This is a genomic window from Bradyrhizobium macuxiense, assembly GCF_001542415.1.
Classification (GTDB): Bacteria; Pseudomonadota; Alphaproteobacteria; order Rhizobiales; family Xanthobacteraceae; genus Bradyrhizobium; species Bradyrhizobium macuxiense.
On sequence record NZ_LNCU01000010.1, the window covers coordinates 42353 to 69034 of the forward strand.

Genomic DNA, 26682 nt, shown 5'->3' on the forward strand with positions numbered 1-26682 from the left:
GGCGGGCCCCGGGGGCACTGGCGGCTTTGGACGGGATCGGCGGCCTGCCGGACGAATTGATCTCGGCGCTGGAAACCAGGGCGATTTGGGCCAGATTCGGGTTCTGAACACGTGGATTTGAGCGCGCCATTTAGCCCTAAAAGTGCGATTGCGGCTCGAGCCGGGTTAAGGGAGAATACTAGTCATTGGGGGCCTGATCGACGTGAACGACAAGGATCGACCGATGCCGCCGCTGATCGCATTTGCAGGCGTCCTGGGTGGCCTGGCCGTGGTCCGCTGGGCGTACAGGACCGCCGTCCGGATCAACCAGGAACTGGAAGAGGCGCGGCTCGAGCGCGTGGCCGAGACCGCGCGTGCGAGCGAAATCAAGACCCTGCGCCGCGACCCCGTGACCGGGGCCTATCGCCCGGGCTAGGGCTCGGATCTCCCTCGCCCCGCTCTTGCGGGGTCGAGACGAGCGAAGCTCGCTCTTAGAGGGCGGGGGTGAGGGGCTGCTTCCGCAGAATCGATAAACGTGAGTTCGCGGAGAATCCCCCTCACCCGAAATTCGCGCTGTGCGCGAATTTCGACCTCTCCCCGCAAGCGGGGCGAGGTAAGAGGTGACGGAAACACCGCCCATCGCCTTGATTCCATTGGCCGTCGCCGATACGGTCTCGCGCGCTTCACACCCCCCTCGCGAGACCTGTACTGACGATGGACGCCCTGCCTGACCACATGCGCCCGGAACGATCGTTCCAGGGCTTCATCCTGGCTCTCCAGCACTTCTGGGCCGAGCAGGGTTGCGTCATCCTGCAGCCCTACGACATGGAAATGGGCGCCGGCACCTTCCATCCCGCCACCACGCTGCGCGCGCTCGGGCCGAAGCCCTGGAATGCGGCCTATGTGCAGCCGTCGCGGCGGCCCAAGGACGGCCGCTACGGCGAAAACCCCAACCGGCTGCAGCACTACTACCAGTTCCAGGTGATCATGAAGCCGTCGCCGCCGAACCTTCAGGAATTGTACCTGAAGTCGCTCGCCGCGATCGGCATCGATTCCGCCGTGCATGACATCCGCTTCGTCGAGGACGACTGGGAGAGCCCGACGCTGGGCGCCTGGGGCCTCGGCTGGGAGTGCTGGTGCGACGGCATGGAGGTGTCGCAGTTCACCTACTTCCAGCAGGTCGCCGGTGTCGAATGCGCGCCGGTCGCGGGCGAACTCACCTACGGGCTCGAGCGTCTCGCGATGTATGTGCAGGGTGTCGACCGCGTCTACGACCTCAACTTCAACGGCCGCGAGGGCGCGGAGAAGGTCACCTATGGCGACGTCTTCCTGCAGGCCGAGCAGGAATACTCGCGGCACAATTTCGAAGTTGCCGACACCGCGATGCTGTTCGAGCAGTTCAGGATGGCGGAGGACGCCTGCCGCAAATATCTCGCCGCCGGCTGGCGTGAGGGCGGTAACACGAAGGAACATCTGATGGCCTTGCCGGCCTACGACCAGTGCATCAAGGCGAGCCACGTGTTCAACCTGCTCGACGCCCGCGGCGTCATCTCGGTGACGGAGCGCCAGAGCTACATCGCGCGCGTGCGCGAGCTCGCAAAGGCTTGCGGCGAGGCATGGATCCATACTGAAACGGGCAGGGCGGTCTGATGCCCGATCTTCTCCTCGAACTGTTCTCCGAAGAAATCCCCGCACGCATGCAGGCGAAGGCGGCGGACGATCTGCGCCGCATGGTGACCGACAAGCTCGTCGCCGAAGGTCTCGTCTATGAAGGCGCGAAAGCTTTCGCGACGCCGCGGCGGCTTGCGCTCACCGTGCACGGCATTCCCGTGCGCCAGCCCGACCTGAAGACTGAACGTCGCGGCCCAAAGATCGGTGCCCCGGATGCGGCGGTGCAGGGCTTTCTGAAAGCGACTGGTCTCAAGTCGCTCGATGAGGCAAAGGTCCAGAAAGATGCAAAGGGCGACTTCTACATCGCGCTGATCGAGAAGCCCGGCCGCCCCGCGATCGACGTGATCGCGGAGATACTGCCGGTGATCATCCGCACCTTCCCCTGGCCGAAATCGATGCGCTGGGGTGCGCGCTCGGCCAAGTCAGGCTCGCTGACCTGGGTGCGCCCGCTGCATGCCATCACTGCGACCTTCGGGCTCGAGACCGAAGAGCCCGATGTCGTGAAGTTCTCCGTCGACGGCATCGAGGCCGGGCAGACCACCTATGGCCATCGCTTCATGGCGCCGGGAGCGATCCCGGTGCGCCGATTCGAGGATTACGAGGCCAAGCTGAAGGCGGCGAAGGTCATCCTCGATCCGCAGGCGCGCAAGGACATCATCCTCGATGACGCCAAGGAGCTGGCGTTCGCGCAAGGCCTCGAGCTGGTCGAGGATCAGGTGCTGCTCGACGAGGTCTCCGGCCTTGTCGAATGGCCCGTCGTGATGATGGGATCGTTCGAGAAGGAATTTTTGTCGATCCCCGACGAGGTGATCCGCGCCACCATCCGCAACAACCAGAAGTGCTTTGTGGTCAAGGACCCCAAGACGGGCAAGCTGACCAACAAGTTCGTGCTGACCGCCAATATCGAGGCGCCCGACGGCGGCAAGACCATCGTCGCCGGCAACGAACGCGTGATCCGGCCGCGCTTGTCGGACGCGAAGTTCTTCTACGAGACCGACCTCAAGACGAAGTTGGAAGCCCGGCTGCCGAAGTTCGAGCAGATCGTATTCCACGAGAAGCTCGGCACCCAGGCCGAGCGGATCAAGCGGATCGAGCGGCTCGCCGCCGAGATCGCGCCGCTGGTCGGCGCCGATGTCGAGAAGACCAGGCGCGCCGCGCGCCTCGCGAAGGCGGATCTGCTGACCGAAGTGGTCGGCGAATTCCCCGAGCTGCAAGGCTTGATGGGCAAGTATTACGCGTTGGCGCAGGGCGAGGATGTATCCGTCGCTACCGCGAGCGAGGAGCATTGGAAGCCGCAGGGGCCGACCGATCGCGTGCCGACGGATCCGGTGAGCATTGCGGTGGCTCTGGCGGACAAGCTCGACACGCTGGCGGGGTTCTGGGCGATCGATGAGAAGCCGACGGGATCGAAGGACCCGTACGCGCTGCGTCGCGCGGCGCTGGGCGTGATCAGGCTGATCATCGAGAACACGCTGCGCCTGCCGGTCCTGAACACCGCCAAATCGGCTTTGCTTGGGCTGTCGACCAAGGCCGATGCCGAAGCGGTGCCGAACGATCTGCTTGCCTTCTTCGCCGACCGCCTGAAGGTCCAGCTCCGCGATCAGGGAGCACGTCACGATCTCGTCGATGCCGTGTTCTCGCTCGGCGGACAGGACGATCTCCTGCTCGTCGTGCGCCGCGTCGAGGCGCTCGGCAAATTCCTCGACAGCGATGACGGCAAGAACCTGCTCGCAGGCACCAAGCGCGCCAGCAATATCCTCGCGATCGAGGAAAAGAGGGACAAGCGGACCTTCGATGGCGCGCCCGATGCCGCGCTGTACAGGCTCGATGAAGAGAAGGCGCTGGCGAAGGCGATCGACCAGGTGAAGAGTGAAGCCTCCACCGCGGTCGCCAAGGAGGACTTTGCCGCCGCGATGAGTGCGATGGCAAAACTTCGCCCGGCGGTCGATGCGTTCTTCGACAAGGTCAAGGTCAATGACGATGACCCGAAGGTGCGCGAAAACCGCCTGAAGCTGCTCAACGAGATCCGCGCCGCGACGCGCGCGGTTGCGGACTTCTCCAGGATCGAGGGCTGATCGATGGACCGCGCAACGCTCGTCGCTTACGACAAGGAGGCGGCGGCGTTTGCGCAGGACTGGCACGACCAGCCGGCGCCGGTCGACTTGCAAGAGATCGTCACGCGCTTCTTCATCAGGGGCGGNCCGCCGATATCGGCTGCGGCAGCGGCCGCGAGGTGGCATGGCTGAGCGCCAACGGTTTTCCTGCCGAAGGGTACGACGCCTCCGAAGGCTTGCTGGCCGAAGCTCGCGCGCGCTATCCGCAGTTGCGCTTCACGCACGCCGAACTGCCTGAACTGAAGGGCATCGCGCCCGGTAGCTTTGACAATGTGCTGTGCGAGACCGTGATCATGCATCTCGACCACGCGCTGATCGCGCCGTCGGTCCGCCGCATGCTCGATATCGTGAGGCCCGGCGGCATCTTCTATCTGAGCTGGCGGGTGACCGCCGGAGACGATCTGCGCGATGCGCACGGCCGGCTCTATGCCGCGTTCGACGCGGCCGAAGTGCGGGCCGAACTGGCGGCCGCGGAGAGGCTGCTCGACCAGGAGATCGTCAGCGCATCCTCCGGCAAGGTCATTCACCGCATCGTCGTCCGGAAGGGCTCCTAGAGCCCCGTTCCGATTGGATCGGAACGGGGCTCTAGCTTTTTGTTTTGACGCGTTTTCTTCACACGAACCGGTATCCGCTTCGCTCGAAAACGCTCCTAAGCAATCATTGGAAATATTCCGACACAATTTGCAATTTGTTAACCATGCCCTGCCAAGGTCCTGACAGATCAACGATTTCTTAAGAAGTCGCCCTCGCGCCAATGCAGGGACCTTTCCGATGACCTCGATCGGCACCGCGCTCAATCCCTATGCCTCGGCCTATGCGCGGGCTGCGGCGACGCCGTCGCTCTCCGCGACGCTGTCCGGCGACGGCACGGCCGGCGATCTCTCGGCGCCCAACTCGGCGACCACGCTGACGCTGTCGGACGCTGCCCGCGCGCAGCTCGCCAAGGCGCCGCTGCCCGACTTCGCGACCGTCACCAGCGATGCGCGCACCACGCTCGATCGTGTCTATACGGTTGCCGGCGTGAAAGGCCCGATCGTCGACGGCAAAACGACCGTCGACCTCTCGTCGCTGGACCGCCGTTCGCTGTTCGCGATCTCGACCAACAATGGCGGCAAATTCACGCCGGACGAGCAGGCGGTCGCCGCCGGCGAATTGAAGCAGCGCTTCGATGCGGCGCTGGCGCCGTCGCTTGCGACCACGCGCCTGACCGGCGACTACAGCGTCAGCTACGAGGCGGCGCTCGATTATCTCGATGGCGCGAGTGCGGAAGAGAAGGCCACCGCAACGTGGGCCAGCCAGCGCGCCGCGGTGCTGAAGGGCTATCAGGCGACGCAGCAGGATCCGACCAAGGCGCCGTCAGGCATAACCGGAGACCCGATCGCCGCCGCACTGGCGGGGACCGCGCCTCCCGCGAAGGGCAACAGCCGCGACTTCAGCAGCGTCGCGAGCGACGTGCGCGCGTTCCTCGACCGGCAGAAGGGCGAGGCGGCAAGCAACGGCAAGGAACTGGTCTACGATGCCAGGCGCAAGACCGGACAATTGGCCGATCTGTCTTCGCTCGACAACCGCTCGCTCTCGGCGATCTCGCTGAACCAGGACAAGAAGTTCTCCGTCGAGGAGATCTACGCGGCCAAGCAGGAACTCAACACGCGGACGCGGCTCGCCGTGCTGGATTCCTTGAAGCAGAGCCTGTCGGCCGGCGATCCGCGCCAGTTCAGCCTCGGCATTCTCAAGCAGTATTCCTCCATGAGCTCGGAAGAACGGCAGGCGGCCAACTGGACGCCGGATTTCCAGGATGCCGCGATCAAGAGCTACAAGTCGACCTCGACGCTGCTCTCGATCCTCAAGTCCTGAGCAGGACAACGCGCAACAGAAAAGCCCTGCCTGAGGGGAGGTCAGGCAGGGCTTTCTGGTCCGGCTCGATCTTCGCGCACATCCGCTTGCGCGGGCCCGGACTGATCGTTCAGGCTAGTGCATTAATCGACCACCTGAACGATGCGACGCGAGCGCGGTTCGACCAGCACGGTCTCGCCGTTCACGACCGTGTAGCGATAGGGTGTCGCACCGAAGCGTTGCGGCACGTCGTAATAAGTCACGCCCATCTCCGGCAGCACGGTGCCGACCACGACGCGATCCGGAATGGTGTAATTCGGAACGCGCTCGCGCACGATGTATTCGCGGAACGCCGGACGCTGCTCGACCGCGATTCCCCCGTCCTCGTCGACTGCGACCGGAGGACCACCGCGGACGACGCCGACAGTCTGGGCCTGTGCGGCAACAGCCGGTACCGTGATCGCAGCGGCAATGGCTGCAACGGCAATTATTCTGTTTCGCATGGCTCGCTCCATTTTCATGTTGCAAGACGCCGGCATTCGCCAGCGCGCACTGGGAGCCAATGCATCCTGCGCGTCGATGTTCCGGAAAAACCGCTGTCATATACGCGGCATTTTCGGGCAAATTTCGTGAGGAAGGGAACCTGTTGGCGCGACGGGCGTCTTGATGTCGGAACATCGCCAGCCGATAAACTGCCGCCCTCGATTCGATCTTCAAATCTCAGCCGGAGAAACTTCAATGGTCATCACCGCTGCGCATGTGCCTGCTATCGTGGCTTTGATCGCAGGCATATTGATCCTGATCATGCCGCGGCTCCTCAACTTCATTGTAGCCATCTACCTCATCTTCACCGGACTGGTCGGGATGGGCCTCCTTCGGTGGCTGCACATGTAGCGGGAAAGCGGGGTTTCGCGGCTTGCGCGGGACCCCTCAAAATGGTGTAAGGCGCGCATCTTCGACCCCTCTTTTCGGATTGTTGTCTGACATGGCCAAAGCCGTCGCGAAGTCCAAGAAAACTGTCGTGAAAACTACCGAGAAAATAGCAGCGAAATCAAAGCCCTCCGCGCCGGCCCGCAAGGCCGTGCCGCAGGCACGCAAGGTCCTGAAGAAGAGCGCCCCGAAAACCGCCGCCAAGCCGGTGGCAAAGCCTGCCAGCAAGGCGCCGGCCGCGAAGACTGCGCCCGCTGCAATCAAGGCGGGCAAGTGGGTCTATACGTTCGGTGACGGCAAGGCCGAGGGCCAGGCGACCTTGCGCGATCTGCTCGGCGGCAAGGGTGCCAATCTCGCGGAGATGGCCAATCTCGGTCTGCCGGTGCCTCCCGGTTTCACCATTCCGACCTCGGTCTGCACCTATTTCTACGAGCACGGCAAGTCCTACCCGAAGGAGTTGAAGGCGCAGGTCGAGAAGGCGCTCGACTATGTCGGCAAGCTGACCGGCAAGTCGTTCGGCGATACCAAGAACCCGCTGCTCGTCTCGGTCCGCTCCGGCGCACGTGCCTCGATGCCGGGCATGATGGACACCGTGCTCAATCTCGGTCTCAACGACCGGACGGTCGAAGCGCTCGCCGAGCTCTCCGGCGACCGCCGCTTTGCCTATGACAGCTACCGCCGCTTCATCACGATGTATTCGGACGTGGTGCTCGGCTTCGAGCATCATCACTTCGAGGACATCCTCGACACCTTCAAGGACAGCCAGGGCTATTCACTCGACACCGACCTGACCGGCGACGACTGGGTCGAACTGGTCGGCAAGTACAAGGAAGCGGTGGCGAAGGAAACCGGCCACGACTTCCCGCAGGATCCGCACGACCAGCTGTGGGGCGCGATCGGCGCGGTGTTTTCGTCCTGGATGAACGCGCGCGCGGTGACCTACCGCAAGCTGCACGACATTCCGGAGTCCTGGGGCACCGCCGTCAACGTGCAGGCGATGGTGTTCGGCAACATGGGCGAGACGTCGGCGACCGGCGTTGCCTTCACGCGCAACCCCTCGACCGGCGAGAGCAAGCTCTACGGCGAGTTCCTGATCAATGCGCAGGGCGAGGACGTCGTTGCCGGCATCCGCACGCCGCAGGACATCACCGAGGAAGCACGCCAGGAAAGCGGCTCCGACAAGGCGTCGATGGAAGCCGCGATGCCCCAGGCGTTCAAGGAACTGACGCGGATCTACACGCTGCTGGAGAAGCACTACCGCGACATGCAGGACATGGAGTTCACGGTCGAGCAGGGCAAGCTGTGGATGCTGCAGACCCGCGGCGGCAAGCGCACCGCGAAGGCCGCGCTGCGCATCGCCGTCGAGCTCGCCAATGAAGGCCTGATCTCCAAGAAGGACGCGGTGACGCGGATCGATCCGGCTTCGCTCGATCAGCTGCTGCATCCGACCATCGATCCGGCGGCCAAGCGCGACGTGATCGCGACCGGTCTGCCGGCTTCGCCCGGCGCCGCCTCGGGCGAGATCGTGTTCTCCTCGGATGAAGCGGCCAAGCTGCAGGCCGATGGCCGCAAGGTCATCCTGGTCCGCATCGAGACCAGCCCGGAAGACATCCACGGCATGCACGCCGCCGAGGGCATCCTGACCACGCGCGGCGGCATGACGTCGCACGCGGCGGTGGTCGCCCGCGGCATGGGCAAGCCCTGCGTCTCCGGCTGCGGCACCATCCGCGTCGATTACGGTCGCGGCACTATGAGCGTGGGTCAGCGCACCTTCAAGACCGGCGATGTCATCACCATCGACGGCTCGGTCGGCCAGGTGCTGGCCGGCCGCATGCNNNATGCCGATGATCGAGCCGGAGCTGTCCGGCGAGTTCGGCACGCTGATGGGCTGGGCCGACCAGGTCCGCAAGCTCGGCGTCCGCGTCAACGGCGACACGCCCGATGACGCGCGCACCGCGGTGAAGTTCGGCGCCGAAGGCATCGGCCTCTGCCGCACCGAGCACATGTTCTTCGAGGAGACCCGCATCCGCACCGTGCGCGAGATGATCCTCTCCGAGGACGAGCAGTCGCGCCGTGCCGCGCTGTCGAAGCTGCTGCCGATGCAGCGCGCCGACTTCGTCGAGCTGTTCGAGATCATGAAGGGCCTGCCCGTCACGATCCGCCTGCTTGATCCGCCACTGCACGAGTTCCTGCCGCACACGCAGGCCGAGATCGAGGAAGTGGCGCGCGCGATGAACACCGATCCGCGCAAGCTCGCCGATCGTGCCCGTGAGCTGTCCGAGTTCAACCCGATGCTCGGCTTCCGCGGCTGCCGTCTGGCGATCGCCTACCCTGAAATCGCCGAGATGCAGGCGCGCGCGATCTTCGAGGCGGCCGTCGAAGCCGGCAAGCGCACCGGCAAGCCGGTCGGTCTCGAGGTGATGGTGCCGCTGATCGCGACCAAGGCCGAGTTCGATCTCGTCAAGGCGCGCATCGATGCGACCGCCAATGCCGTGATGAAGGAGACCGGCGTCAAGCTGAGCTACCAGGTCGGCACCATGATCGAGCTGCCGCGCGCCTGCCTGATGGCGGGCCAGGTGGCGGAGACCGCGGAGTTCTTCTCGTTCGGCACCAACGACCTGACGCAGACCACCTACGGCATCAGCCGCGACGACGCCGCGAGCTTCCTCGGCACCTATGTCGCCAAGGGCATTCTCGAGATCGATCCGTTCATCTCGGTCGATCGCGACGGCGTCGGCGAGCTCGTCCGGATCGGCGTCACGCGCGGCCGCAAGACGCGCCCGAGCCTGAAGGTCGGGATCTGCGGCGAGCACGGCGGCGATCCGGCGTCGGTGGCGTTCTGCCACGAGGTCGGCCTCGACTACGTGTCCTGCTCGCCCTATCGCGTGCCGATCGCACGCCTCGCCGCCGCGCAGGCCGCGCTCGGCAAGGCGATCGCGAGCCAGGCGTAACGCCTCTGACGGCGAACCAAGCGATGTCATGCCCAGGCTTGTCCCGGGCATCTTCGTTTCTGGAGGGCTGCCGACATCGTCATTGCGAAGAGCGAAAGCGACGAAGCAATCCATCCTTCCGCGTGCGTTGAGCGATGGATTGCTTCGCTGCGCTCGCAATGACGATCGAATTGACGGTTATGCGCCTCAACACTTCGTTCACCATCTTCGTTGACGCGACATTTACGACTTTCGTGCGCCGCGCATTTACCAAGGCGCGCGATGTGACCTCGCGAAAATCCACGACCGCTTGAGTGTAGCGCGCGTGCAACGCCGATTAACTCCGCGGCAACCTAAACAGGTTAGCTACAAAAAGGATCGAATTGCGCGCGTCTGCTGCGTTCGATCGCACTCTGTAAGCGTTGCGTGAGCGTACGATGTTTGTGTTGCGTAACCAGCCGAAGAGCGCACGGCTTGCGCTCTTCGGTCTCGGTCTCAGCATCTTCGCTTTGATGCCGACCGAGATCGGATATCAGGATATCGCCTCGCTGCTGGCCCGCCAGCCGGGCGTCGCGGAGCGCTGGCAGAAGCGCGTGTTCGCGTCCGCCGTCGGTTCCATCCAGGTCGCCACCTACAGCTTCGGCCGTCCGATCGGCACATCCGCGCCGCAAGCGCCGACGCTTCTGCTCGCAAGGCTCGATAATCAGGGCATCGATATCTCCGGGGCGGTGACGCGCAATCCGATCGCGGCGCCGCCGCCGCGTTACCAGGCATCCGATTTTCCCAAGGTCGATCGCACGCTGAAGGGCGATCGTCTCGTGGTCGCAAAGCCGGATCCGGCCGCGCCCGCCAATGCCGTACCGCCGAACGAGGATCCGGCAACGTCCAATTCGTCGGTCAAGGGCATGAAGACGACCGACAAGGCGCCGGCCGAGAACGCACCGCTCGATCCTGAATTGCAGGAGGCGCTGCGTGCGCCGCCGCTGCCGCAATATTCGACGTCATCGCTGCCGCAATACGATGTGTCTCTTTCGCTCGAGGCCGACCCGCTCGACGATTTGAAGCCCGCGCCCGCGGCTCCGGCACCCGCCGCCAGCGGAGCCGCACCGAGCGATCCGTTCTCGTTCCAGACGGCGAGCCTGTTCTTTGGTTCGTCGCTCGGCTCGCCGGAGAACATCGAGCGCTGGCTGCCCGGCGAGGAGCCGGTGATCGTGACTCCGGCCGCGCCGCCGGATCCCGACATGAAGGTGATGACGTCATTGCCCGTCGATGCCGACGGGCCGGTCAAGGCCGGCGAGATGGGCGAGAGCATCGCGCCGAAGGGGCAGGTCAATGCCGACAACCAGCGCGCCAAGACTCCGGCGGAGCGGCTCGGCCTGTTCGACGCGAAGTCGCGCGCCAAGTCGGAGAAATGCCTGGCGGAGGCAGTCTATTTCGAAGCGCGCGGCGAAGCCGTACGTGGCCAGATCGCGGTGGCTCAGGTGGTGATGAACCGCGTCTTCTCCGGCAAATATCCGGAGACCGTGTGCGGCGTCGTCTACCAGAACAAGAACCGCCGTTTCGCCTGCCAGTTCACCTTCGCCTGCGACAACATTCCAGACGTCGTGCGCGAGCCTGACATGTGGGACCGTGCGAAGAAGATCGCGTCGGCGATGCTCGACGGCAAATTGTGGCTGCCGGAGGTCAACCGCTCGACCCACTACCATGCCTATTGGGTGCGGCCGTCCTGGGTCAGCGAGATGAAGAAGACCTACAAGTTCGGCGTCCACACCTTCTATCGGCCGCGCGCCTGGGGCGACGGCAGCGATGCGCCGAAGTGGGGGAATCCGGCAGAAACCGCAGAGATATCGGCCGAGCTCGCCGAGGCTGCGCAGAGCTCAGCCGAGCAGGCCAGCGCGAAGCGCTAGGCTCTTCGCGGATGACCCGACCCCATATGCGCAGCGCATCGGGGGCTCTCGATCCTGTTGCCGACATACTGGCAATTCCGGATTCCGGGGCGCGCGTCCTGGAAATGACGTTCATCATGCTTTCCGATTTCGCAGGGCAGCCCTGCAGGCGAAGATTTTTCTCCCGTCCCCCTTGGGGTTTTCATGCATCTGCATTAACTGCCCGTAACGTTGCGCGCGGGACGGTTGCCGTGCGCCGGCAGTCGCGGGGAAAGATCAGATGGCTGTAACCACCGGGGACCTTCGTCCGGCGTCGAGCACGTGGCGCACGCCGCTCGTGATCATCGTCTGCGGTTGCGCGATCGCGCTGCTCAGCTTTGGTCCGCGCTCCAGCCTCGGCTTCTTCGTGCAGCCAATGGGGCGCGAATTCGCCTGGGGCCGAGATGTCTTCGGCCTCGCGATCGCATTCCAAAACTTGTTGTGGGGCCTTGGCCAGCCGATCGCCGGCGCGATCGCCGATCGCTTCGGCCTGCTGCGCGTGATGATCGTCGGCGCCTTGCTGTATGCGGCGGGCCTGTTGTTGATGCGTTACGCGACAACGCCGTTGTCGCTCGACTTCAGCGCCGGCGTGCTGATCGGTTTCGGCCTGTCAGGCTCGTCGTTCAACCTCGTGCTGGCCGCCTTCAGCAAGCTGTTGCCGCCCGAGCGGCGCGGCATCGCGCTTGGCGCGGGTACTGCGGCGGGCTCGTTCGGCCAGTTTCTGTTCGCGCCATTCGGCGTGGCCCTGATCGACAATTTCGGCTGGCAGACCGCGCTTGTCGTGTTCAGCGCGTTGATGCTGCTGATCCTGCCGCTGTCGCTGGCGCTCGCGACGCCGCCGGCCAAAACGGGCAACGTTCCGGCCGCCGACCAGCAGTCGTTCAAGACCGCGCTGGCCGAAGCCTTCGGTCATCGATCCTACGTGCTGCTGGTGCTCGGCTTCTTCACCTGCGGCTTCCAGCTTGCTTTCATCACCATCCATCTGCCGGCCTATCTCGCCGATCGCGGCATTTCGGCTTCGACCGGTGGTTGGGTGGTTGCGGCGATCGGCCTGTTCAACATCGTCGGCTCGCTCAGCGTCGGCTGGCTGCAGAACTACTTTCCGAAGCGCTACCTGCTCTCCGCGATCTACTTCACGCGCGCGCTCGCGACCGTTGCCTTCATCTCGTTCCCGGTCACGCCATTCTCGGCGATCGCATTCGGCGCCGTGTCGGGGCTGTTGTGGCTGTCCAGCGTGCCGCCGACCTCGGCGCTGGTGGCGTTGATGTTCGGCACGCGCTGGTTTTCCACGCTCTACGGCTTCGCCTTCGTCAGCCATCAGGTAGGCGGCTTCCTCGGCGTGTGGCTCGGCGGCGTCGCGTTCGAGCGGTTTGGTTCCTACACGCCGATCTGGTGGCTTTCGATCCTGTTCGGCGTGCTGTCGGCCCTGATCAATCTGCCGATCGTCGAAGCCCCGGTCGCTCGCCCGGTTGCGCAGCCTGCCTGATGGGTTAAACATTCCCCGAAACCAGGATTTCGGGGAGTGCACATCGTGGCAACGTTCAAGGCAATCAGGATCGACAAGGCGGACAAGGGTACCACCGCCGCACTCACGCAATTCGACGATGCCGAGCTGATGGATGGCGACGTCACGGTGCGGGTCGAGTGGTCGACGCTGAACTACAAGGACGGCCTCGCACTGACCGGCAAGGCGCCGGTGGTGCGCCGGTTCCCGATGATCGCCGGGATCGACTTCGCCGGCATCGTCGAGCAATCCGGCCATCCCGACTGGAAGGCGGGCGACAAGGTCGTCTGCAACGGCTGGGGCATGGGCGAGACCCATCTCGGCGCCTATGCCGAGAAGGCCCGCGTCAAGGGCGACTGGCTGGTACGGCTGCCCGATGGCATTTCGGCGCGGGATGCGATGGCGGTCGGCACCGCCGGCTATACCGCGATGCTGTCGGTGCTGGCGCTGGAGAAGCATGGCCTCACCCCGAAAAGCGGCCCGGTCGTGGTGACGGGTGCCGCCGGCGGCGTCGGCTCGGTCGCGATCGCGGTGCTGTCGAAGCTCGGCTACCACGTTATCGCCTCGACCGGGCGGGTGTCGGAGACCGACTATCTGAAGGGTCTTGGCGCCTCCGAGGTGATCGACCGCGCCGAACTGTCGGGCCCGGCCAAGCCGCTGGCGAAGGAGCGCTGGGCCGGCGGCATCGACAGCGTCGGGTCAACTACGCTGGCGAATCTGGTGTCCATGACGCGTTATGGCGGTGCCGTCGCAGCCTGTGGTCTCGCAGCCGGTATGGATTTGCCGACGTCGGTCGCGCCCTTCATTTTGCGGGGAGTGTGCCTTCTCGGCATCGATTCAGTGATGTGCCCGATCGAATTGCGAAGGACCGCCTGGCGCCGTCTTGCCAGCGATCTGGACAAGGTAAAACTGGCTGATATCACTCGCGAAATCGCCTTGGACGAGGTCATCGGCTACGGCCCGAAAATCCTCGGTGGCGAGGTCCGCGGCCGGGTCGTGGTAAAAATAGTCTGAGGGCGTTCAGACTTTACCAACCAAGCTGCTCCAATGTTGCCACTGTTGGTATGGTAAGCAGCGGGTAAAGAGACCTGCAGCATGATCTGGGGGCCTCGCGCAGATGTCGATGGCGCCTGTGTGGGGATCGTGCGCATACAAGGAGCGGGAGCCCGCGCTCGTAAGTTGGAGTAGCTGCATGCTTGCGCGTTTGATTTTGGGGGCCGTCACGGCCGGAGCCATGGTCGTGCCGGCGTTCGCAGGCATGATGACCGCCGACGAGGCCCGCAAGTTCGTCGCAGGCAAGGTTTTCGCCTTCACCTGCTTCGATGGCACCCGCGGTGCCGGCCGTATCCTCGACGACATGGGCGCGGCAGGTTCGATCCAGTTCTCCGGCTCCGGGCCGATCCGACATGTGCGCCTGCCGGGCAACACCTTGCAGATCCGCGGCCAGAGCGTCTGCGCCTCGCTGAAGGGGCTGCCGTTCGAGCCGTGCTTCAATCTCGACAAACAGGACGACCGCACTTTCCGCGGCTCGGTCTCCGGAATGGGCTTTGCCTATTGCGAATTCCGTCACCAAGGCGGCCAACAGATGCTGATGGCCCGCGCGGTGGCGCGGCCGCGCCATCGTCGATCCGAGCAGACACGTTCGGCCGACGCGTCGCCGACCGAGGTGACGGCACGCGTGGAAACGCCGCGCGTCGAGAGCAACAAGCTCGAGCCGGTCAAGACCCAACCGGCCAAGAGCGAGGCCCCGCCGGAATTGCGTCGCTCGACCGATTGACGCTACAAGTTAATCTTCGCGCTGACACGAATATTGGTCGCCAAGCCGTAGTCATACGGATGGCGGCCTGCACACCTTGGTAGCTACTCAATGTTCAACGTCCGCCGGAAAGTCGGGCGTTGGCCCCTGCATTTGAGTAGAATTATGGCGCAGTATTTTTTCAAGATCAGTCACGGCGAATACGCCGGCGCCTCCGATCAGGCGACGGAGTTCGAGAACCGGGACATGGCCTGGTCCGAGATGACGAAGGTCTGCAGCAACTTCCTTGGCAGTATCTCGCGCAATCTGAAGCAGAACAGCGAGTGGCACATGGAGTTGCTCGACGAAGGCCGCAAGCCCGTGTTCAGGATCCGCCTCGTTGCGGAATCCGTCGACTGACGCCCGCCGCTCTTCACAGCTCCGCCTATCCTTCAGCTTGAGGGACAGGCGGCGGGGCCTGCTTGCGAAACAGGATCCGCTGGTACAGCCAACCGATCGCGACCAGCACGATGCCCAGGCACATGAACGATAGGGCACGATAGACGCCGGTCAGCGTCGACATGTCGACCAGGAACGCCTTGAGGATCGTCAGGCCGATCACGGCGGCGGAGGCGAGCCGCGCTCGCTGCGAGTTCACCAGAATACCAATACCCAGCAGCACGACGCCGAACATCAGCCAGGCGATCGAGTAGGTGTACTGCTCTGCGTCAGTGGTCTCGCCGTAAGTCAGCACCGGCCCGTGATAGAGCCTGCGAATTTCGAACGTCACGTAGGCGAGCGCGAGGATCAGCGCGCCTGCCGCGATGCTGTTGCCATAGGCGGCGGGGCGATGACCCGCTACCGCATAGGACAACAGCAGCGCGAGCACGGCCGGCAGCGCATAGCCGAGCAGCAGCAGGTTGATGAAGCTGCCGCCGACGTCGTCGGACCACAGCATCGGATTCTCGAGCCCCAGCAGTCCGAACACGCTGGCAAGCCCGGCGAAGGCGGTCAGCAGGACCGCGCCGACATTGTGAACGATGCTGCCGCTGCGCAGCCGCAGACGCTCCAGCCCGATCGCCATCGCTAGCGTCACGCCGACCTGCAACGCGACCTCGGTGAGGCCAGTGGCCTCGCGATACACGTCGCCGCCGTTGACGGCGTGACGGATCTCCATGAAGGCGAGCAGCACCGTGAACAAGATGGCCGCGGACTCGACCATCCGCAGCGGGACGTCGTCGCCATTGCGGCGCAGGAAGGTGCTGCCCGCCCAGAACGACAGCGCCGGAATGCCGTAACCCCACAACAGCCAGTTGAAGATCGGCGTGGTGCCGACGGCGTCGCCGGCAATCCGCGGCTCGTAACCGATGCGCAGCACCACGATGGCGGCCAGGAGTGCGGCGAGCCAGCGCAGGAACGGAATCGGCCGCTGCACCGAGAGCCATGCCGTGCCCATCGATACCAGCGCCAGCGCGATGGTGAGCCGGCCCCTGTCGAGCGCGAAGGTGAGCGCCAGCGCGAGCGAGGCGAGCGCGCCGGTGGCGAACAGCGCGATCGAGGGCGACGGCTCCGGCCGTTCGCTGCGCCGGCTCAGCACTTCGGTCGCGGCCGCATAGGCCGCCGCAAGCAGCACGGCGAGGATCGCGAACGGGATCGAGCGGTCCAGATGCGCGATGCGCGCATAGAGCGCGACGAGCAGCGCGACTGGCGTGAAGACGGCCGCTGCAGCCCAGGTTGCCCTGAGCTTCGTCGTGGCAAAACGCATCTGCGCGAGGAAGCCCGCGATGCCGAACCCAGCCGCAAAGGCCGCTGCGGTCATGAGATGCAGCGAGACCGAACCATCGGTCGTGGACGGGCCGATGCCCGGGATCGCGCCGCCCGGCAGCACCAGCATGTCGAGGTTGCGGCGGACGGCCCATTCGCCGAACACGATGAAGACGAAGGCCGAGGCGGCGCCGATCGCGCCCGCTGCAGCAGGCGCGCGCCAGGCGACCACCAGACTGCCGGCGACCAGCAGCGCGAAGGTGATCATCGCGCCGTCGGCATGGAAGCTGCTCAAGACGATCGCCATCGCGCCGAACAGATAGGCCGCGAGTGAACCGGACGAGATCGGCTCGATCTCCTCGCCGTCGCCGTCGGGGCCGAACATGAAGCCGCAGACCACGAGCAATGCGGCAAGCACGAAGCCCGCGATGACGTGGAAGGCGTGCGGCGCGACCATGTCGGGCCCGCATTGCAGACAGGGGAAGGTCCACAGCAGCGCAAAGGCGATCGTCGTCACTGCCAGCCAGCGCCACAACCGGATGCGCGCAAGCCCGAACGAGGCCGCGGTCACGACGGCGAGATAGATATAGAGCGACCAGTAGTCGGGCTTGTCGGAGGAGACCAGGATCGGCGTGACGAAGGCGCCGACAATGCCGAGCCCGGCGAGCACAGGGCCATGCAGCAGCGCGGCTGCGAGCGTACCGAGAGCGACCAGGCCGAGCAGGATGAAAGCGGTTGCCGGCACGAGGAAGTCGTAGAGCGCATAGGCGGCATAGACGGTGGCGAATGCCACCGCGGTGCCGGCGGCAGTGAGGATCGCCGGGATGTTGGCGATCGGCAGCGCCGCGATGTTCGAGATGTCTTCCTTGCGCCGCGTCCACTCGCCGGCCGCAAGCAGCGCCAGCGCGAACAGGCCGCCGAGCATCACGCGCACGCCGGGGCCGAGCAGGCCGGCCTCGATCGAGTAGCGCACCATGAAGAAGCCGCCGAGCGCGAGCGTCAGGCCACCGATCCACACTACCCAGCGCGTGCCGAGGGTTTCCTCGAGGCCGGGCGCCGGTTGCGGCAATGGTGGCGGCGCGGCGCTCGGGGCGCTGGCTGACGGCTGGTCCTGTGCATCAGGCGCAACGGAGGCCGCCTCCGGCAGCGGCGGTGGTGCCGGGGCGACCTGCGGTGCAGCTGATAGCGTCGGCTCGAATTCCTCATGCGGTGCCAGCGGTGGCGGCGCGACCGGACGCGCGGCGGCCGGCGGCGCGGCCTCGATCGCGTCCAGCCGGCTGCGCAGCGTCGCAACCTGGTTCAGCGCCTTGCGCGCGAAGATGATCGCGACGATGGCGATGACCAGCGTCAGGAAGTCGAATGGTGAATAGAACATTGGGCCTCCGGCAAAGCGCGCCGGACTCTTGGCCAGCCAGCGGCCCGTCGCAATGTCTTTTGTGCAGCCTGAGGGGCTGGAAGTTCAAACGATCGGGCGTGACGAGTTTTTGCTATTCCAGATCGATGCGGAACGGGCGGCCTTCGACGCTCATGCTGCCCGGACCCATCGCATCGAGCGCGCGCAGCATCCGGCCGTCACGGCCCAGCGCCTTGTCGGCGAGGCTGACGATCAACCGGTTGGGGGCCGCGATCGGCGAGGCGTCGCGGATCAGCCGAGCGATCGCCATTTCATCGCGTTGCGGATTGAGCGCGCAGGCCGCGGCAAACGCGCTCGCGGTCGACCGGCTGATGCCGGCATAGCAGTGGACCACCATCGGCGCACGACGGTCCCAGCCGCGCACGAAGCTCAGCACCTGCTCGATATGCGCCTCATTGGGCGCGACGAAGCCGTCCATCGCTTCCGTGATGTCGTCCATCGACACTTTCAGGTGGTGGGCGGGAAGTACGGATGGCGGCCGCAGCACCTGATCGACATTGGCCATCACGGTGAGCACATGGCTGGCACCCGTGGCCCTGACCGTGTCGGGGAGCGCGGCAAGCGAGCAGACGTGGAGCATGATGGTTCCTGAAATTCTTCTCTCTGTCCCGGCAATTATAGGCCCGTACGGAGGAGGGTGAAAGCCGCTGCGGCCGGTCAGCCGTGCAGCGACTTGAAGCGTTCGAGGAACTGTTTCTCGGCCCTGGCGGCGGTCCATGGCGTCAGATAGTCGCGCTCGGTCGCCTCGGGCAAACCGGGATCGCGGCCGAACAGGCGCTTGGCTTCGCTCTCTGAAAATCCCGCAAGATACGTCGCCTCGAGATAGGCGGCGCCGCGATCGGCGGCCTTGATCTGCTGGGTGATCTCGTCCGCGAGCACCGCTGGCAGTCCGAACCGGATATGGATCGCGGACAACAGCCGCTTCTCCACCACCTTGTAGTCGCCGCCGAGCACCGCCTTGAACGGCGAGATCATGTCGCCGATGACGTATTCCGGCGCGTCGTGCAGCAGCGCGGCCAGCCGGAAACGCGCATCGACGCGCGGCATCTGCTGGCGCAGCACGGCTTCGACCAGAAGCGTGTGCTGCGCCACCGAGAAGATATGCGCGCCGCTGGTCTGGCCGTTCCAGCGCGCCACCCGCGCCAGCCCGTGCGCGATGTCGACGATCTCGATATCGAGCGGCGACGGGTCGAGCAGGTCGAGCCGGCGGCCGGACAGCATCCGCTGCCAGGCACGGACGGATTCGACCGATCTGCGCGCGGTCATTTCGTCTTGAGCCGCGGTGCGCGGAGCTTGCCGCTGCAGGCCTGGTGACAGAAGCAGGTGACGAGATGATCGTTGACCATGCCGGTCGCCTGCATGAAGGCATAGACGATGGTCGGACCGACGAACTTGAAGCCGCGCGCACCGAGATCCTTGGACACCTTGATCGAGACCGGCGTCGAGGCCGGCACGCTCGCGGTGGTCTTGAACTGGTTGACCTTCGGCTTGCCGTCGACGAAGTCCCACAGCAGCTTCGAGAAGCCGGGACCCTTCTCCATGATCTCCAGATACGATTTGGCGCTGGCGATCGCGCCTTCGATCTTGGCGCGGTTGCGGACGATGCCGGCATCGTTCATCAGCGCGTGGACCTTCTTGTCGCTGTAGCGCGCGATCTTCTCGGGCTGGAAGTCGTCGAAGGCTTTGCGGAAGTTGTCGCGCTTGCGCAGGATGGTGATCCAGGACAGGCCGGCCTGGAAGCCGTCGAGGATCAGCTTTTCGTAGAGCGCGCGGTCGTCGTATTCGGGCACGCCCCATTCGGTGTCGTGATAGGCGACGTAGAACGGATCCTCTCCCGGCCACGGGCAGCGCGTCTTGCCGTCCGGATGCAATTGTGCGGCGCGGCTCATGCGACGGTCTTCTTGGGTGAGGCGCGAACGACGTCAGGCTCGGCGAGATGAAGCGACAGGCCGCCCGCGGTCAGCGACAGCCCTGCGTCGAGCGCGTCGGCGACGCGGTCGATGCGGACTAATGCCAGGCCATTTTTGCCTGCGGTCGAACCGATGGTGCCGACCTGTTTCTCGCCGGCCAGGATCGTTGCGCCGGCTTCGGGCGAGGGGCCGTCGAGGATGATCTTCACCGTGCGGGTGCGCGCCGTGCCGCGGTGCTGCATGCGCGAGACCACCTCCTGGCCGACATAGCAACCCTTGTCGAAGTCGACGCCGTGGAGGTGATCCATGTTGGTCTCATGCGGGAAGGCGTCGCCATACATGAAGTCGAGCCCGCCGCGCGGCACGCCGGTCGCGATGCGATGCGCGTCGTAGGCCGCGCTGTCCACGAGGTCGGCACCAGCGAGATCGGCGACATCCTCTTTCGAATCTTCCGGGATCAGGAAACGCCAGCCAAGCGCTGCATCACGGGGATCGATGAACGCGAAGTCCGCCTTTCTTACCGGCTCGCCGTCCCACACTGCCAGCACACCGAGACGGTCGGAGAAATCTTCGACCGCGACCTTCGCGCGCAGCTTGTAAAAGCTGAGCTTGTCGGCGAGGCCCTTGGCGAGCGCGCGCGGCGCGTCGATCAGGAAGCCGCCGCCGAAGTCGGCCGCGAGCTCGGTGATCAGAAAGTCGACGATGATCTTGCCCTGCGGCGTCAACAGCGCGCCGAACCGTGCCTGTCCCGGACGCAGCTCGGCGATGTCCGCGGTGATGAGGCCGTTGAGGAAGTTGCGGGCGTCCTCGCCAGTGACCCTGATCACGCCCCGATCCGGAAGAAACGCTGCTTTCATTCGCAAAATTGGCTCTTTTCCAGGTTCGTTGGGAGACGCGCAGGCCGCGAGCATCCCCTGCCAAGCTAAGGCGCTCGCGTGCACCGAACAAGGCCCGAACGGCTGTGGAAAGCGAGCGTCAAGAACGTCATCGCCGGATAGGCGGGTGCATTCCCGCGAGGCCCAGAGCCGTAACGGCTACTGCCGGGCCAGCGTCAGCGAGAATTCGCCGTTGCGCACGCGCGCGCCAAGACCTTCGGCGAACTTGGCCACCGCATCCTCGCCATAAGTGGAGACAAGCTCGGCCAGCGCCGCAAACAGGCTCGCCTGCGCCAGGCAGTCGCCGTCGACGCCGTCATGACGCGCTTCCGCCCAGGCCTCGTTGAGGTAGCCCAGCGCCGCCTGCTTCTGCTCGTGATCGGGCCGGGGGTTTTGGTGAAGGGAGAACGACGCTGGATGGCGCATGAAACTCATCAAAATGGATGAGCGGTCCGGGGGCGAACCACTACGTGACGGTCGAGATGTATCACGCATGCGGGTACCGCCTAGCCATATCTTTAAGAAGGGTTAACGGCCGGCCCGGCATTTAAAGGGGAATTCCGGGCGCCGGCTGTGGCTCACCCCAATGAGCTGTGGATATGGTCCAGCACCGCCCGCGGCGAGGCGCACAGGTGGCTCGCACCGGCCTCGGTCAGTTCCTCCGCCGTGCCGTAGCCATACGTGACGCCGATCGCGCGGATGCCGTTCCTTTTGGCCCCGACCACGTCGTGGCTGCGGTCGCCAATCATGACCGCCTGGGCCGGATCCACCCCGGTTTCTTCAAGCGCATAGGCCAGCAGCTCGACCTTGTTGACGCGCGTGCCGTCGAGCTCCGACCCGAACACGTGATCGAAATGGCCGTCCAGGCCGAAATGCGCGACGATCCGCTTCGCGAACACATGCGGCTTGGAGGTCGCCACGAACATCCGGCGCGGCGACGATCGCAGCGCGGCCAGCACCTGCGCGATATCGGGGTAGACCGCGTTCTCGAACAGCCCGACATCGCCGAATCGCTCCCGGTAGAGCTCTATCGCGCGATCGGCGAGTTCCTCGCCGCCGAGCAGCATCACGAAACTTGCCCGCAACGGAGGCCCGATGCACCAGGTCAGCTCGTCCTGCGAGGGAACCGGCTGGCCCAGCCTGTGCAGCGCATACTGGATCGAGCCGGTGATGCCGGGTTTCGGATCGGTCAGCGTGCCGTCGAGGTCGAAGAAGATTGCGGGCTCAGTTGGCATATCGGGCCGTCAGGTCGCGCGAGATTTTCGAACCCTCCTCGATGTAGCGGCGGATCGCCACGGCGGCCGCCGGGGTGCAGGTGCGGTAGGTCTGCTGGAACCCGTTATAGCCGCGGTTGAAGCCGGCGATCATGCGAGCGCGGCGGTCGCCGGAAGGGGTTTCCGCGTCGATCAGCGCCTGCATCTCGTTCCGCCATTTGGCCCCTTCATTGGCGCCGCAGATGCCCCGCAAATAGTGCAGGGTGCCGAGGATCTCGGCCAGCCGCTGCAGGTCACCGTCGAACGGCGCAGCCGCGTCCTGCGCCCGGGTGGGCGCCGAAAGGCATGCCGACAGCAGGATCAGAACGGCGAAAATCGCTTTGGGCATCAGGGGTTCCAGAATGGCCGTGGTATGCCCCCTCAATGCGCCAGAGGCAAGGCGGCCAAGCGGCGGCAAGGCGCACCTTGGCCCCGAATCGGTCCTCAAACCAGCCGCCTGGCGGCCGCAATGACCTCGTGGAGCCCGCCGGTGACCTTGAGGTCGCCGATCTCCTCAGGCCGCAGCCATTTGAAATCGTCATGCTCGTCGTTCAGCACCGGTTCCCGCGACGCCCAGCGCGCCGCGAACGACATGATCAGGTAATGCCCGGTGCCGGGGTCGGTCGGCAGCACCTCGCGCCAGCCGGCGAGGCCGAGGATTTCGATCCGCAGCCCTGTCTCCTCGTCGACCTCGCGGTGCAGGGCGGTGTGCAGGGATTCGCCGAATTCGACCCGGCCGCCGGGCAGCGAATAGAAGCCTTTGCCGGGCGAGCGGGCGCGGCGCACCAGCAGCACCTTGCCTTCGCGGAAGATCACGCCGGAGACGGCGAGCTGCGGACGGATCGGGGGTTCAGGAGAGGTCAAGGCAATCGGAAACCTGTTTCAGAGCGTGATCCGGAAAAGTGGAGGCCGGTTCTCGCTCGCGACAAACGCGGAACGCGTTTGCGCGGAGATCATGCTCAAATAAGGGATGCCATCATGCCCCATAAGTCAGGCGCTCGCCATGATGCTGTCGACGTCAGCCTCTGCGGTACCGTTGATGACCCCGGCGGTCAGCATCACCAGCGGCTTGACCCAGACGATCGCCTGCTCGGCGAGCGCGACCCGGTTCTTGTCCTGCTGCAACTGGCGCATCGCCGCGCCGACCTCGAGCAGGATGCGCGTCATGTTGTTGGTGAGCTGGTCGAATTCGGCGCGAATCTCCGCATTGGCCGTCTGATAGGCCTCGATCGCGAGATCGCGCGCCCGGAAGCTCGACGCGGTGAAATGCTCGGCATAGGACAGCGGCCGCCATTCCAGGAAATCGCTGGCGCATTCCGGCATGTCCGGAATCATCTCCAGCAACATGATGGCTTCGTTGAAGTGATTGAGGTAGTCGGTCGCAAGCCCGGTGCGGGGATTGATGTTGGCGGCGCGTAACTGCGCGGCCCGCGCCTCGTCGGGGTGCGTCGGTCGCGGGGATGAGCCCGCTATGGCGGCCGTTGAGGTCATCTGTCGCAGTCTTCGGCGGTCCGGGTTAAAGGGCAATAAACGAATACCACTCTGGACGGGATATGTGCGGACGCTTTGTGATCACCTCGCCGCCGGCGGCGTTGCGGCAGATATTCGGCTATATCGAGCAGCCGAATTTTCCGCCGCGGTATAATGTTGCGCCGACCCAGCCGATCCCCGTCGTGATCCTGGACAATGGCGGCCGGCATTTTCAATTGATGCGCTGGGGCCTGATCCCGTCCTGGGTCAAGGACCCGCGCACGTTTTCGCTTTTGATCAACGCCCGCTCCGAGACCGTGCGCGAGAAGCCCGCGTTCAAGAACGCGATCAAGCGCCGCCGCGCGCTGATCCCGGCCGACGGCTATTACGAATGGCAGGACGCCGGCGGCCGCAAGCGGCCGTTCTTCATCCATCGCCGCGACGGCCATCCGCTCGCCTTTGCCGCGCTCGCCGAGACCTGGATGGGCCCGAACGGCGAGGAGCAGGACACGGTTGCGATCGTCACCGCGCCGGCAAGCCGCGATCTCGCGACATTGCATCACCGCGTGCCCGTGACCATCAGGCCCGATGATTTCGCGCGCTGGCTCGACTGCCTGCCCAATGATGTCGACGATGTGATGCCGCTGCTGAAGGGCCCCGACGTCGGCGAGTTCGCCTGGCACCAGGTCACGACACGGGTGAACAGCTTTGCCAACGATGATGCGCAACTGACGCTGCCGATGACCGCGGACGAAATCGCCGCCGAGGAAGCCCCGCCGCCGAAGAAGCCCGCGCCGCGCAAGGCGCCCGCGCCGGAGGATGACGGGCAGGGGTCGTTGTTCTAGCGATTGCTAGAGGAGCCGTGCAGAGCGGCCAAGATGGAAGCACTCCGCCTTCTCCACATCGTCGTCCCTGCGAAAGCAGGGACCCATACTCCGCGGCGGGTGTTGTGAACGGGACTCGTCGTTCCAGCTTCGCTCAGCGATAGACATTCGTGGTTATGGGTCCCTGCTTTCGCAGGGACGACAGCGAGTTTGTGGTGACGCCTGCGACATGCATCGGAATCCTCGCGACGTGAATTGTCCGAGCCTTGCTTCTCGTTTTCGCCCTATCTTCAGAGAGGGCGCAGGGAAAGCCGGGCGCCGATCGCCCCCATGGGTCCGTGCAACAAAAAAAGCACGGGAGGCAGGATCACAGGTGTAACCGGAAGCATCCCGGCTTTCCCTGCGCGACGGGTTACGGCCCCTTCACCGACGCTACGCCCTCGATCTCGATCAACATCTTCGGATTGGGCAACGCAACCACCACGCAGGTGGTGCGCGCGGGATAGGGCGGCGGACCGAATGCGCCGGCGTAGAGCGCGTTCATCGTGGCGACGTCTTGCGCGCGCGTCAGCAGCACGTTGACCTTGACGAGGTCGCGCATGGTGGCGCCGGCCTCGTCAAGCACGCGCTTGAAGTTGGTGACGACATTGGCGAACTGCGCCTCGAAGCCGTCGGGCAGCCCGCCGTTCGCGTCGAAGCCGGGAATGCCCGAGATGAACAGGAGATCGCCGACGCGGGCGCCGAACGAGAGCGGCGGGGCCTTGATGCCGGCCGGCGGCGGGAAGTGCTTGATCGCTGTCATGGGTCACCCGTCTGCGCGAGAGGGAATGGGAGGGCTTTGCACGGCGCTCGGCACGGCGGCACGCCGGCGCCAGAACTCGTAGCCGATCATGCCCGCGATCATCGCGACGACGAACACCACGATCGGCAGCGAAAGGCCGGCGAGATTGACTAGCGCGGGGCCCGGGCAGATGCCGACGAGGCCCCAGCCGATGCCGAACAGCACGGCGCCGGCGACCAGCGGCGCATCGATGTCGCTGCGATCGGGCCAGAGGAAGCCGGCCGAGACCACCGGCGCGGTGCGGTTTCGCGCGATCGCGAAGCCGGCCGCGGTCACTGCGACCGCGCCGGCCATCACGAAGGCGAGCGTCGCATCCCAGGCGCCGAAGATGTCGAGGAAGCCGAGCACCTTCTGCGGATCGGTCATGCCCGAGATCAGCAGCCCCGCGCCGAAGATCAGCCCGCAGACGAAACTGGCAACGACAGCCGGCATCGCTAGCCTCCCAGTCCGTGCCTGACGATCGCGACCGTCGCGAACGCCGTAAGCATGAAGATGCAGGTCGCCGCGATCGAGCGCACCGACAGCCGCGCGAAGCCGCAGACGCCGTGGCCGGAGGTGCAGCCATTGCCCATGCGGGTGCCGAACCCGACCAGCAGGCCGGCGGTCGCGATCACCGCGAGGCTCGATGTCATCACCGGCCGTGGCAGCGGCGCACCGAACAGCGCCGCGACCAGGGGCGCCGCAATCAGCCCCGCGACGAAGGCGATCCGCCAGTTGCGATCGGCNNNNCCGGCTTGCAGCACGCCGCCGAGAACACCGCTGACGCCGGCGATCCGCCCGGTCAGTAGCATCAGCAACGCCGCGGCGAGCCCGATCAGCGCGCCGCCGAGGAAACCGGAGAGTGGGGTGAAGTTATGCATGGCAGCGGGCCCTGCGGTGAAACCCTTGCGAAGCGATCGGGCAGCCGTCGCTTGCCTGGCAAGGATACCGCGCCTTGCCTGCGGATGACAAAGCCAAATTGAACGAGCATGCGCTGCGCCATCGATTGCCGGACGGCATAGGGCGAACTACGCTTAGGCCTCCGCCAGCATTATGGGCCATCCAACGGGACGCCGATGCAGGACCAATTCAAATGGCCGCCCGCCGAGAGCGAAGTTGACGAAAAGATCCTGGATGACGTTCGCACGCATGGATGTCACATCGTGCAGGTCCTCTCCAACGGAAGCGAGCCGGAATACGCGTTCTCGGTCGGCCTGTATCTCAACTTTGCCCAGGCCGAACTAGCGATCTTCGGGCTCGACCGGCGCGACGCGGCCAATGTCATCAACGAGGTGCGTGCCCGCGCGGCAACCGGCCACATCTATTCCGATGGCGATGTCTGCGACGATCTGCTGGTCGACCGCCGGCTGTGCTTCGCGCGTGTCCCCGGCAGCGCATACCGACCCTATTTCGGAACCGCGCTGTGGTTCTACGGCATCACGCGGCGGCCGTTTCCGATCCTGGAAATGGTCTGGGCGGACCTCGATGGACGCTTCCCGTGGGAGAGTGGGTATGACGTCAGGTTGAAAAAGTATCAGCCGGTGCTGCGATCGCTCTCGTGAGAGCGAAGCCCGATCCGGATGCGCCTTGGCGCGCTGAGCCGCAGCCGACGCCTTTCGTCGCGCCTTGATTCATTCACTTACATTACGGCAGCCTTGCAAGCCTGCATGAGCGTTGCGAGCTTGCATCAGGCCGCGACGACTATCCGTCGCGCGCGCGAATGTGTTCGCG

Annotated in this window: 28 protein-coding genes and 3 pseudogenes; 16 read left to right on the forward strand and 15 right to left on the reverse strand. The window is 65.1% G+C overall.

Annotated elements, in window-relative coordinates; translation table 11 throughout:
• From AS156_RS43780 to AS156_RS00965, 6 genes and pseudogenes are all read left to right on the forward strand, one after another.
• Nucleotides 1-107, forward strand: a pseudogene (locus AS156_RS43780) (S49 family peptidase); the annotation flags it as partial.
• 116 nt (nt 108-223) lie between these two features.
• On the forward strand, nt 224-415 hold the full coding sequence (locus AS156_RS00945) for a hypothetical protein (protein ID WP_066499281.1): 192 nt from the start codon (nt 224-226) through the stop codon (nt 413-415).
• A gap of 278 nt (nt 416-693) precedes the next feature.
• Nucleotides 694-1629, forward strand: a complete 936-nt coding sequence (locus AS156_RS00950) for a glycine--tRNA ligase subunit alpha (protein ID WP_066498757.1) — start codon at nt 694-696, stop codon at nt 1627-1629.
• Nucleotides 1629-3725, forward strand: coding sequence for a glycine--tRNA ligase subunit beta (gene glyS / locus AS156_RS00955; protein WP_066498759.1), 2097 nt, complete (start codon nt 1629-1631; stop codon nt 3723-3725). Before AS156_RS00950 ends, glyS begins: the two co-directional genes overlap by 1 nt.
• Before the next feature lie 158 nt (nt 3726-3883).
• Complete coding sequence (locus AS156_RS00960; RefSeq protein ID WP_245312511.1) at nt 3884-4318, forward strand: class I SAM-dependent methyltransferase; 435 nt, start codon at nt 3884-3886, stop codon at nt 4316-4318.
• A gap of 217 nt (nt 4319-4535) precedes the next feature.
• Nucleotides 4536-5618, forward strand: a complete 1083-nt coding sequence (locus tag AS156_RS00965) for a hypothetical protein (RefSeq protein WP_066498761.1) — start codon at nt 4536-4538, stop codon at nt 5616-5618.
• Between the two features lie 122 nt (nt 5619-5740).
• Here the strand turns inward: AS156_RS00965 and AS156_RS00970 are convergent, their stop codons facing one another.
• Nucleotides 5741-6100, reverse strand: a complete 360-nt coding sequence (locus tag AS156_RS00970) for a DUF1236 domain-containing protein (protein WP_066498763.1) — start codon at nt 6098-6100, stop codon at nt 5741-5743.
• A 235-nt stretch (nt 6101-6335) separates the two neighbouring features.
• Between AS156_RS00970 and AS156_RS40180 the strand changes: the two genes are divergently transcribed.
• From AS156_RS40180 to AS156_RS01000, 8 genes and pseudogenes are all read left to right on the forward strand, one after another.
• The gene (locus AS156_RS40180) at nt 6336-6491 is read left to right on the forward strand and encodes a DUF3096 domain-containing protein (RefSeq protein WP_082747267.1); all 156 of its coding nucleotides are present in this window, start codon (nt 6336-6338) and stop codon (nt 6489-6491) included.
• A gap of 91 nt (nt 6492-6582) precedes the next feature.
• Nucleotides 6583-8362: pyruvate, phosphate dikinase (locus AS156_RS43785; protein WP_245312490.1), on the forward strand; the 1780-nt coding region annotated here is incomplete at its 3' end.
• 3 nt (nt 8363-8365) lie between these two features.
• Nucleotides 8366-9478 (forward strand): annotated as a pseudogene (locus tag AS156_RS43790) (putative PEP-binding protein); the annotation flags it as partial.
• Nucleotides 9479-9894: 416 nt separating this feature from the next.
• Nucleotides 9895-11364: a cell wall hydrolase gene (locus tag AS156_RS00980; protein ID WP_066498764.1), complete on the forward strand. Its 1470-nt coding sequence runs from the start codon at nt 9895-9897 to the stop codon at nt 11362-11364.
• 259 nt (nt 11365-11623) lie between these two features.
• Nucleotides 11624-12868 carry an MFS transporter gene (locus tag AS156_RS00985; protein WP_066498772.1) on the forward strand — a complete coding sequence of 415 codons (1245 nt, stop codon included), beginning with the start codon at nt 11624-11626 and terminating at the stop codon, nt 12866-12868.
• Between the two features lie 45 nt (nt 12869-12913).
• Nucleotides 12914-13900 carry an acrylyl-CoA reductase (NADPH) gene (acuI, locus tag AS156_RS00990; protein ID WP_066499284.1) on the forward strand — a complete coding sequence of 329 codons (987 nt, stop codon included), beginning with the start codon at nt 12914-12916 and terminating at the stop codon, nt 13898-13900.
• 178 nt (nt 13901-14078) lie between these two features.
• The gene (locus AS156_RS00995) at nt 14079-14663 is read left to right on the forward strand and encodes a hypothetical protein (RefSeq protein ID WP_066498774.1); all 585 of its coding nucleotides are present in this window, start codon (nt 14079-14081) and stop codon (nt 14661-14663) included.
• Nucleotides 14664-14807: 144 nt separating this feature from the next.
• A complete protein-coding gene (locus AS156_RS01000) occupies nt 14808-15041 on the forward strand; it encodes a DUF6894 family protein (RefSeq protein WP_066498775.1) in 234 nt (77 codons plus the stop codon).
• A 25-nt stretch (nt 15042-15066) separates the two neighbouring features.
• On the opposite strand, the gene AS156_RS01005 is transcribed toward AS156_RS01000, so the two are convergent.
• The 10 genes from AS156_RS01005 to AS156_RS01050 all read right to left on the reverse strand — a co-directional run bounded on the left by AS156_RS01005 (nt 15067) and on the right by AS156_RS01050 (nt 23328).
• Entirely contained in the window at nt 15067-17760 is a 2694-nt protein-coding gene (locus AS156_RS01005; protein ID WP_066498777.1) for a DUF2339 domain-containing protein, read from the reverse strand.
• A 112-nt stretch (nt 17761-17872) separates the two neighbouring features.
• A complete protein-coding gene (locus AS156_RS01010; protein WP_066498780.1) occupies nt 17873-18379 on the reverse strand; it encodes a tyrosine phosphatase family protein in 507 nt (168 codons plus the stop codon).
• A gap of 77 nt (nt 18380-18456) precedes the next feature.
• Nucleotides 18457-19065 carry an HD domain-containing protein gene (locus AS156_RS01015; protein ID WP_066498784.1) on the reverse strand — a complete coding sequence of 203 codons (609 nt, stop codon included), beginning with the start codon at nt 19063-19065 and terminating at the stop codon, nt 18457-18459.
• Entirely contained in the window at nt 19062-19688 is a 627-nt protein-coding gene (locus tag AS156_RS01020) for a DNA-3-methyladenine glycosylase I (protein WP_066498787.1), read from the reverse strand. The genes AS156_RS01015 and AS156_RS01020 overlap by 4 nt, the downstream gene beginning before the upstream one ends.
• Nucleotides 19685-20566 carry a CAF17-like 4Fe-4S cluster assembly/insertion protein YgfZ gene (gene ygfZ, locus AS156_RS01025; RefSeq protein ID WP_066498792.1) on the reverse strand — a complete coding sequence of 294 codons (882 nt, stop codon included), beginning with the start codon at nt 20564-20566 and terminating at the stop codon, nt 19685-19687. The genes AS156_RS01020 and ygfZ overlap by 4 nt, the downstream gene beginning before the upstream one ends.
• A 177-nt stretch (nt 20567-20743) precedes the next feature.
• Entirely contained in the window at nt 20744-21010 is a 267-nt protein-coding gene (locus tag AS156_RS01030; RefSeq protein WP_066499286.1) for a hypothetical protein, read from the reverse strand.
• Between the two features lie 152 nt (nt 21011-21162).
• Nucleotides 21163-21819: an HAD family hydrolase gene (locus AS156_RS01035; protein ID WP_066498794.1), complete on the reverse strand. Its 657-nt coding sequence runs from the start codon at nt 21817-21819 to the stop codon at nt 21163-21165.
• Nucleotides 21809-22186, reverse strand: a complete 378-nt coding sequence (locus AS156_RS01040) for a TIGR02301 family protein (RefSeq protein ID WP_066498798.1) — start codon at nt 22184-22186, stop codon at nt 21809-21811. The genes AS156_RS01035 and AS156_RS01040 overlap by 11 nt, the downstream gene beginning before the upstream one ends.
• A 95-nt stretch (nt 22187-22281) precedes the next feature.
• Entirely contained in the window at nt 22282-22701 is a 420-nt protein-coding gene (locus AS156_RS01045) for an NUDIX hydrolase (protein ID WP_066498803.1), read from the reverse strand.
• 126 nt (nt 22702-22827) lie between these two features.
• Nucleotides 22828-23328 (reverse strand): hypothetical protein, encoded by a 501-nt coding sequence (locus AS156_RS01050; protein ID WP_066498804.1) that lies wholly within the window; start codon nt 23326-23328, stop codon nt 22828-22830.
• Nucleotides 23329-23390: 62 nt separating this feature from the next.
• On the opposite strand from AS156_RS01050, the gene AS156_RS01055 reads away from it, so the two are divergent.
• Complete coding sequence (locus AS156_RS01055) at nt 23391-24152, forward strand: SOS response-associated peptidase (protein WP_066498807.1); 762 nt, start codon at nt 23391-23393, stop codon at nt 24150-24152.
• A gap of 391 nt (nt 24153-24543) precedes the next feature.
• On the opposite strand, the gene AS156_RS01060 is transcribed toward AS156_RS01055, so the two are convergent.
• The 4 genes and pseudogenes from AS156_RS01060 to AS156_RS43795 all read right to left on the reverse strand — a co-directional run.
• Nucleotides 24544-24933, reverse strand: a complete 390-nt coding sequence (locus tag AS156_RS01060; protein ID WP_066498810.1) for a RidA family protein — start codon at nt 24931-24933, stop codon at nt 24544-24546.
• Between the two features lie 3 nt (nt 24934-24936).
• Nucleotides 24937-25404: a DUF6691 family protein gene (locus tag AS156_RS01065; RefSeq protein ID WP_066498813.1), complete on the reverse strand. Its 468-nt coding sequence runs from the start codon at nt 25402-25404 to the stop codon at nt 24937-24939.
• A gap of 2 nt (nt 25405-25406) precedes the next feature.
• Nucleotides 25407-25697: YeeE/YedE family protein (locus tag AS156_RS01070; RefSeq protein WP_245312491.1), on the reverse strand; the 291-nt coding region annotated here is incomplete at its 5' end.
• A 4-nt stretch (nt 25698-25701) separates the two neighbouring features.
• A pseudogene (locus AS156_RS43795) lies at nt 25702-25832 on the reverse strand (YeeE/YedE family protein); the annotation flags it as partial.
• A 195-nt stretch (nt 25833-26027) separates the two neighbouring features.
• On the opposite strand from AS156_RS43795, the gene AS156_RS01075 reads away from it, so the two are divergent.
• Complete coding sequence (locus AS156_RS01075) at nt 26028-26513, forward strand: DUF4262 domain-containing protein (protein ID WP_066498815.1); 486 nt, start codon at nt 26028-26030, stop codon at nt 26511-26513.
• Nucleotides 26514-26682 lie beyond the last annotated feature (169 nt).

What these genes read in the sequence shown, in the direction of transcription:
- AS156_RS01035 (WP_066498794.1), bottom strand. Translation starts at nt 21,819, where the DNA reads ATGCCAACTGAGCCCGCAATCTTCTTCGACCTCGACGGCACGCTGACC.
- AS156_RS00945 (WP_066499281.1), top strand. Translation starts at nt 224, where the DNA reads ATGCCGCCGCTGATCGCATTTGCAGGCGTCCTGGGTGGCCTGGCCGTG.
- AS156_RS01060 (WP_066498810.1), bottom strand. Translation starts at nt 24,933, where the DNA reads ATGACAGCGATCAAGCACTTCCCGCCGCCGGCCGGCATCAAGGCCCCG.
- ygfZ (WP_066498792.1), bottom strand. Translation starts at nt 20,566, where the DNA reads ATGAAAGCAGCGTTTCTTCCGGATCGGGGCGTGATCAGGGTCACTGGC.
- AS156_RS01055 (WP_066498807.1), top strand. Translation starts at nt 23,391, where the DNA reads ATGTGCGGACGCTTTGTGATCACCTCGCCGCCGGCGGCGTTGCGGCAG.
- AS156_RS01005 (WP_066498777.1), bottom strand. Translation starts at nt 17,760, where the DNA reads ATGTTCTATTCACCATTCGACTTCCTGACGCTGGTCATCGCCATCGTC.
- AS156_RS01040 (WP_066498798.1), bottom strand. Translation starts at nt 22,186, where the DNA reads ATGCCCAAAGCGATTTTCGCCGTTCTGATCCTGCTGTCGGCATGCCTT.
- AS156_RS00950 (WP_066498757.1), top strand. Translation starts at nt 694, where the DNA reads ATGGACGCCCTGCCTGACCACATGCGCCCGGAACGATCGTTCCAGGGC.
- AS156_RS00970 (WP_066498763.1), bottom strand. Translation starts at nt 6,100, where the DNA reads ATGCGAAACAGAATAATTGCCGTTGCAGCCATTGCCGCTGCGATCACG.
- AS156_RS01000 (WP_066498775.1), top strand. Translation starts at nt 14,808, where the DNA reads ATGGCGCAGTATTTTTTCAAGATCAGTCACGGCGAATACGCCGGCGCC.
- AS156_RS01050 (WP_066498804.1), bottom strand. Translation starts at nt 23,328, where the DNA reads ATGACCTCAACGGCCGCCATAGCGGGCTCATCCCCGCGACCGACGCAC.
- AS156_RS00980 (WP_066498764.1), top strand. Translation starts at nt 9,895, where the DNA reads ATGTTTGTGTTGCGTAACCAGCCGAAGAGCGCACGGCTTGCGCTCTTC.
- AS156_RS00995 (WP_066498774.1), top strand. Translation starts at nt 14,079, where the DNA reads ATGCTTGCGCGTTTGATTTTGGGGGCCGTCACGGCCGGAGCCATGGTC.
- AS156_RS01030 (WP_066499286.1), bottom strand. Translation starts at nt 21,010, where the DNA reads ATGCGCCATCCAGCGTCGTTCTCCCTTCACCAAAACCCCCGGCCCGAT.
- AS156_RS01015 (WP_066498784.1), bottom strand. Translation starts at nt 19,065, where the DNA reads ATGACCGCGCGCAGATCGGTCGAATCCGTCCGTGCCTGGCAGCGGATG.
- AS156_RS00985 (WP_066498772.1), top strand. Translation starts at nt 11,624, where the DNA reads ATGGCTGTAACCACCGGGGACCTTCGTCCGGCGTCGAGCACGTGGCGC.
- AS156_RS01075 (WP_066498815.1), top strand. Translation starts at nt 26,028, where the DNA reads ATGCAGGACCAATTCAAATGGCCGCCCGCCGAGAGCGAAGTTGACGAA.
- glyS (WP_066498759.1), top strand. Translation starts at nt 1,629, where the DNA reads ATGCCCGATCTTCTCCTCGAACTGTTCTCCGAAGAAATCCCCGCACGC.
- AS156_RS40180 (WP_082747267.1), top strand. Translation starts at nt 6,336, where the DNA reads ATGGTCATCACCGCTGCGCATGTGCCTGCTATCGTGGCTTTGATCGCA.
- AS156_RS00965 (WP_066498761.1), top strand. Translation starts at nt 4,536, where the DNA reads ATGACCTCGATCGGCACCGCGCTCAATCCCTATGCCTCGGCCTATGCG.
- AS156_RS01065 (WP_066498813.1), bottom strand. Translation starts at nt 25,404, where the DNA reads ATGCCGGCTGTCGTTGCCAGTTTCGTCTGCGGGCTGATCTTCGGCGCG.
- AS156_RS01010 (WP_066498780.1), bottom strand. Translation starts at nt 18,379, where the DNA reads ATGCTCCACGTCTGCTCGCTTGCCGCGCTCCCCGACACGGTCAGGGCC.
- AS156_RS01020 (WP_066498787.1), bottom strand. Translation starts at nt 19,688, where the DNA reads ATGAGCCGCGCCGCACAATTGCATCCGGACGGCAAGACGCGCTGCCCG.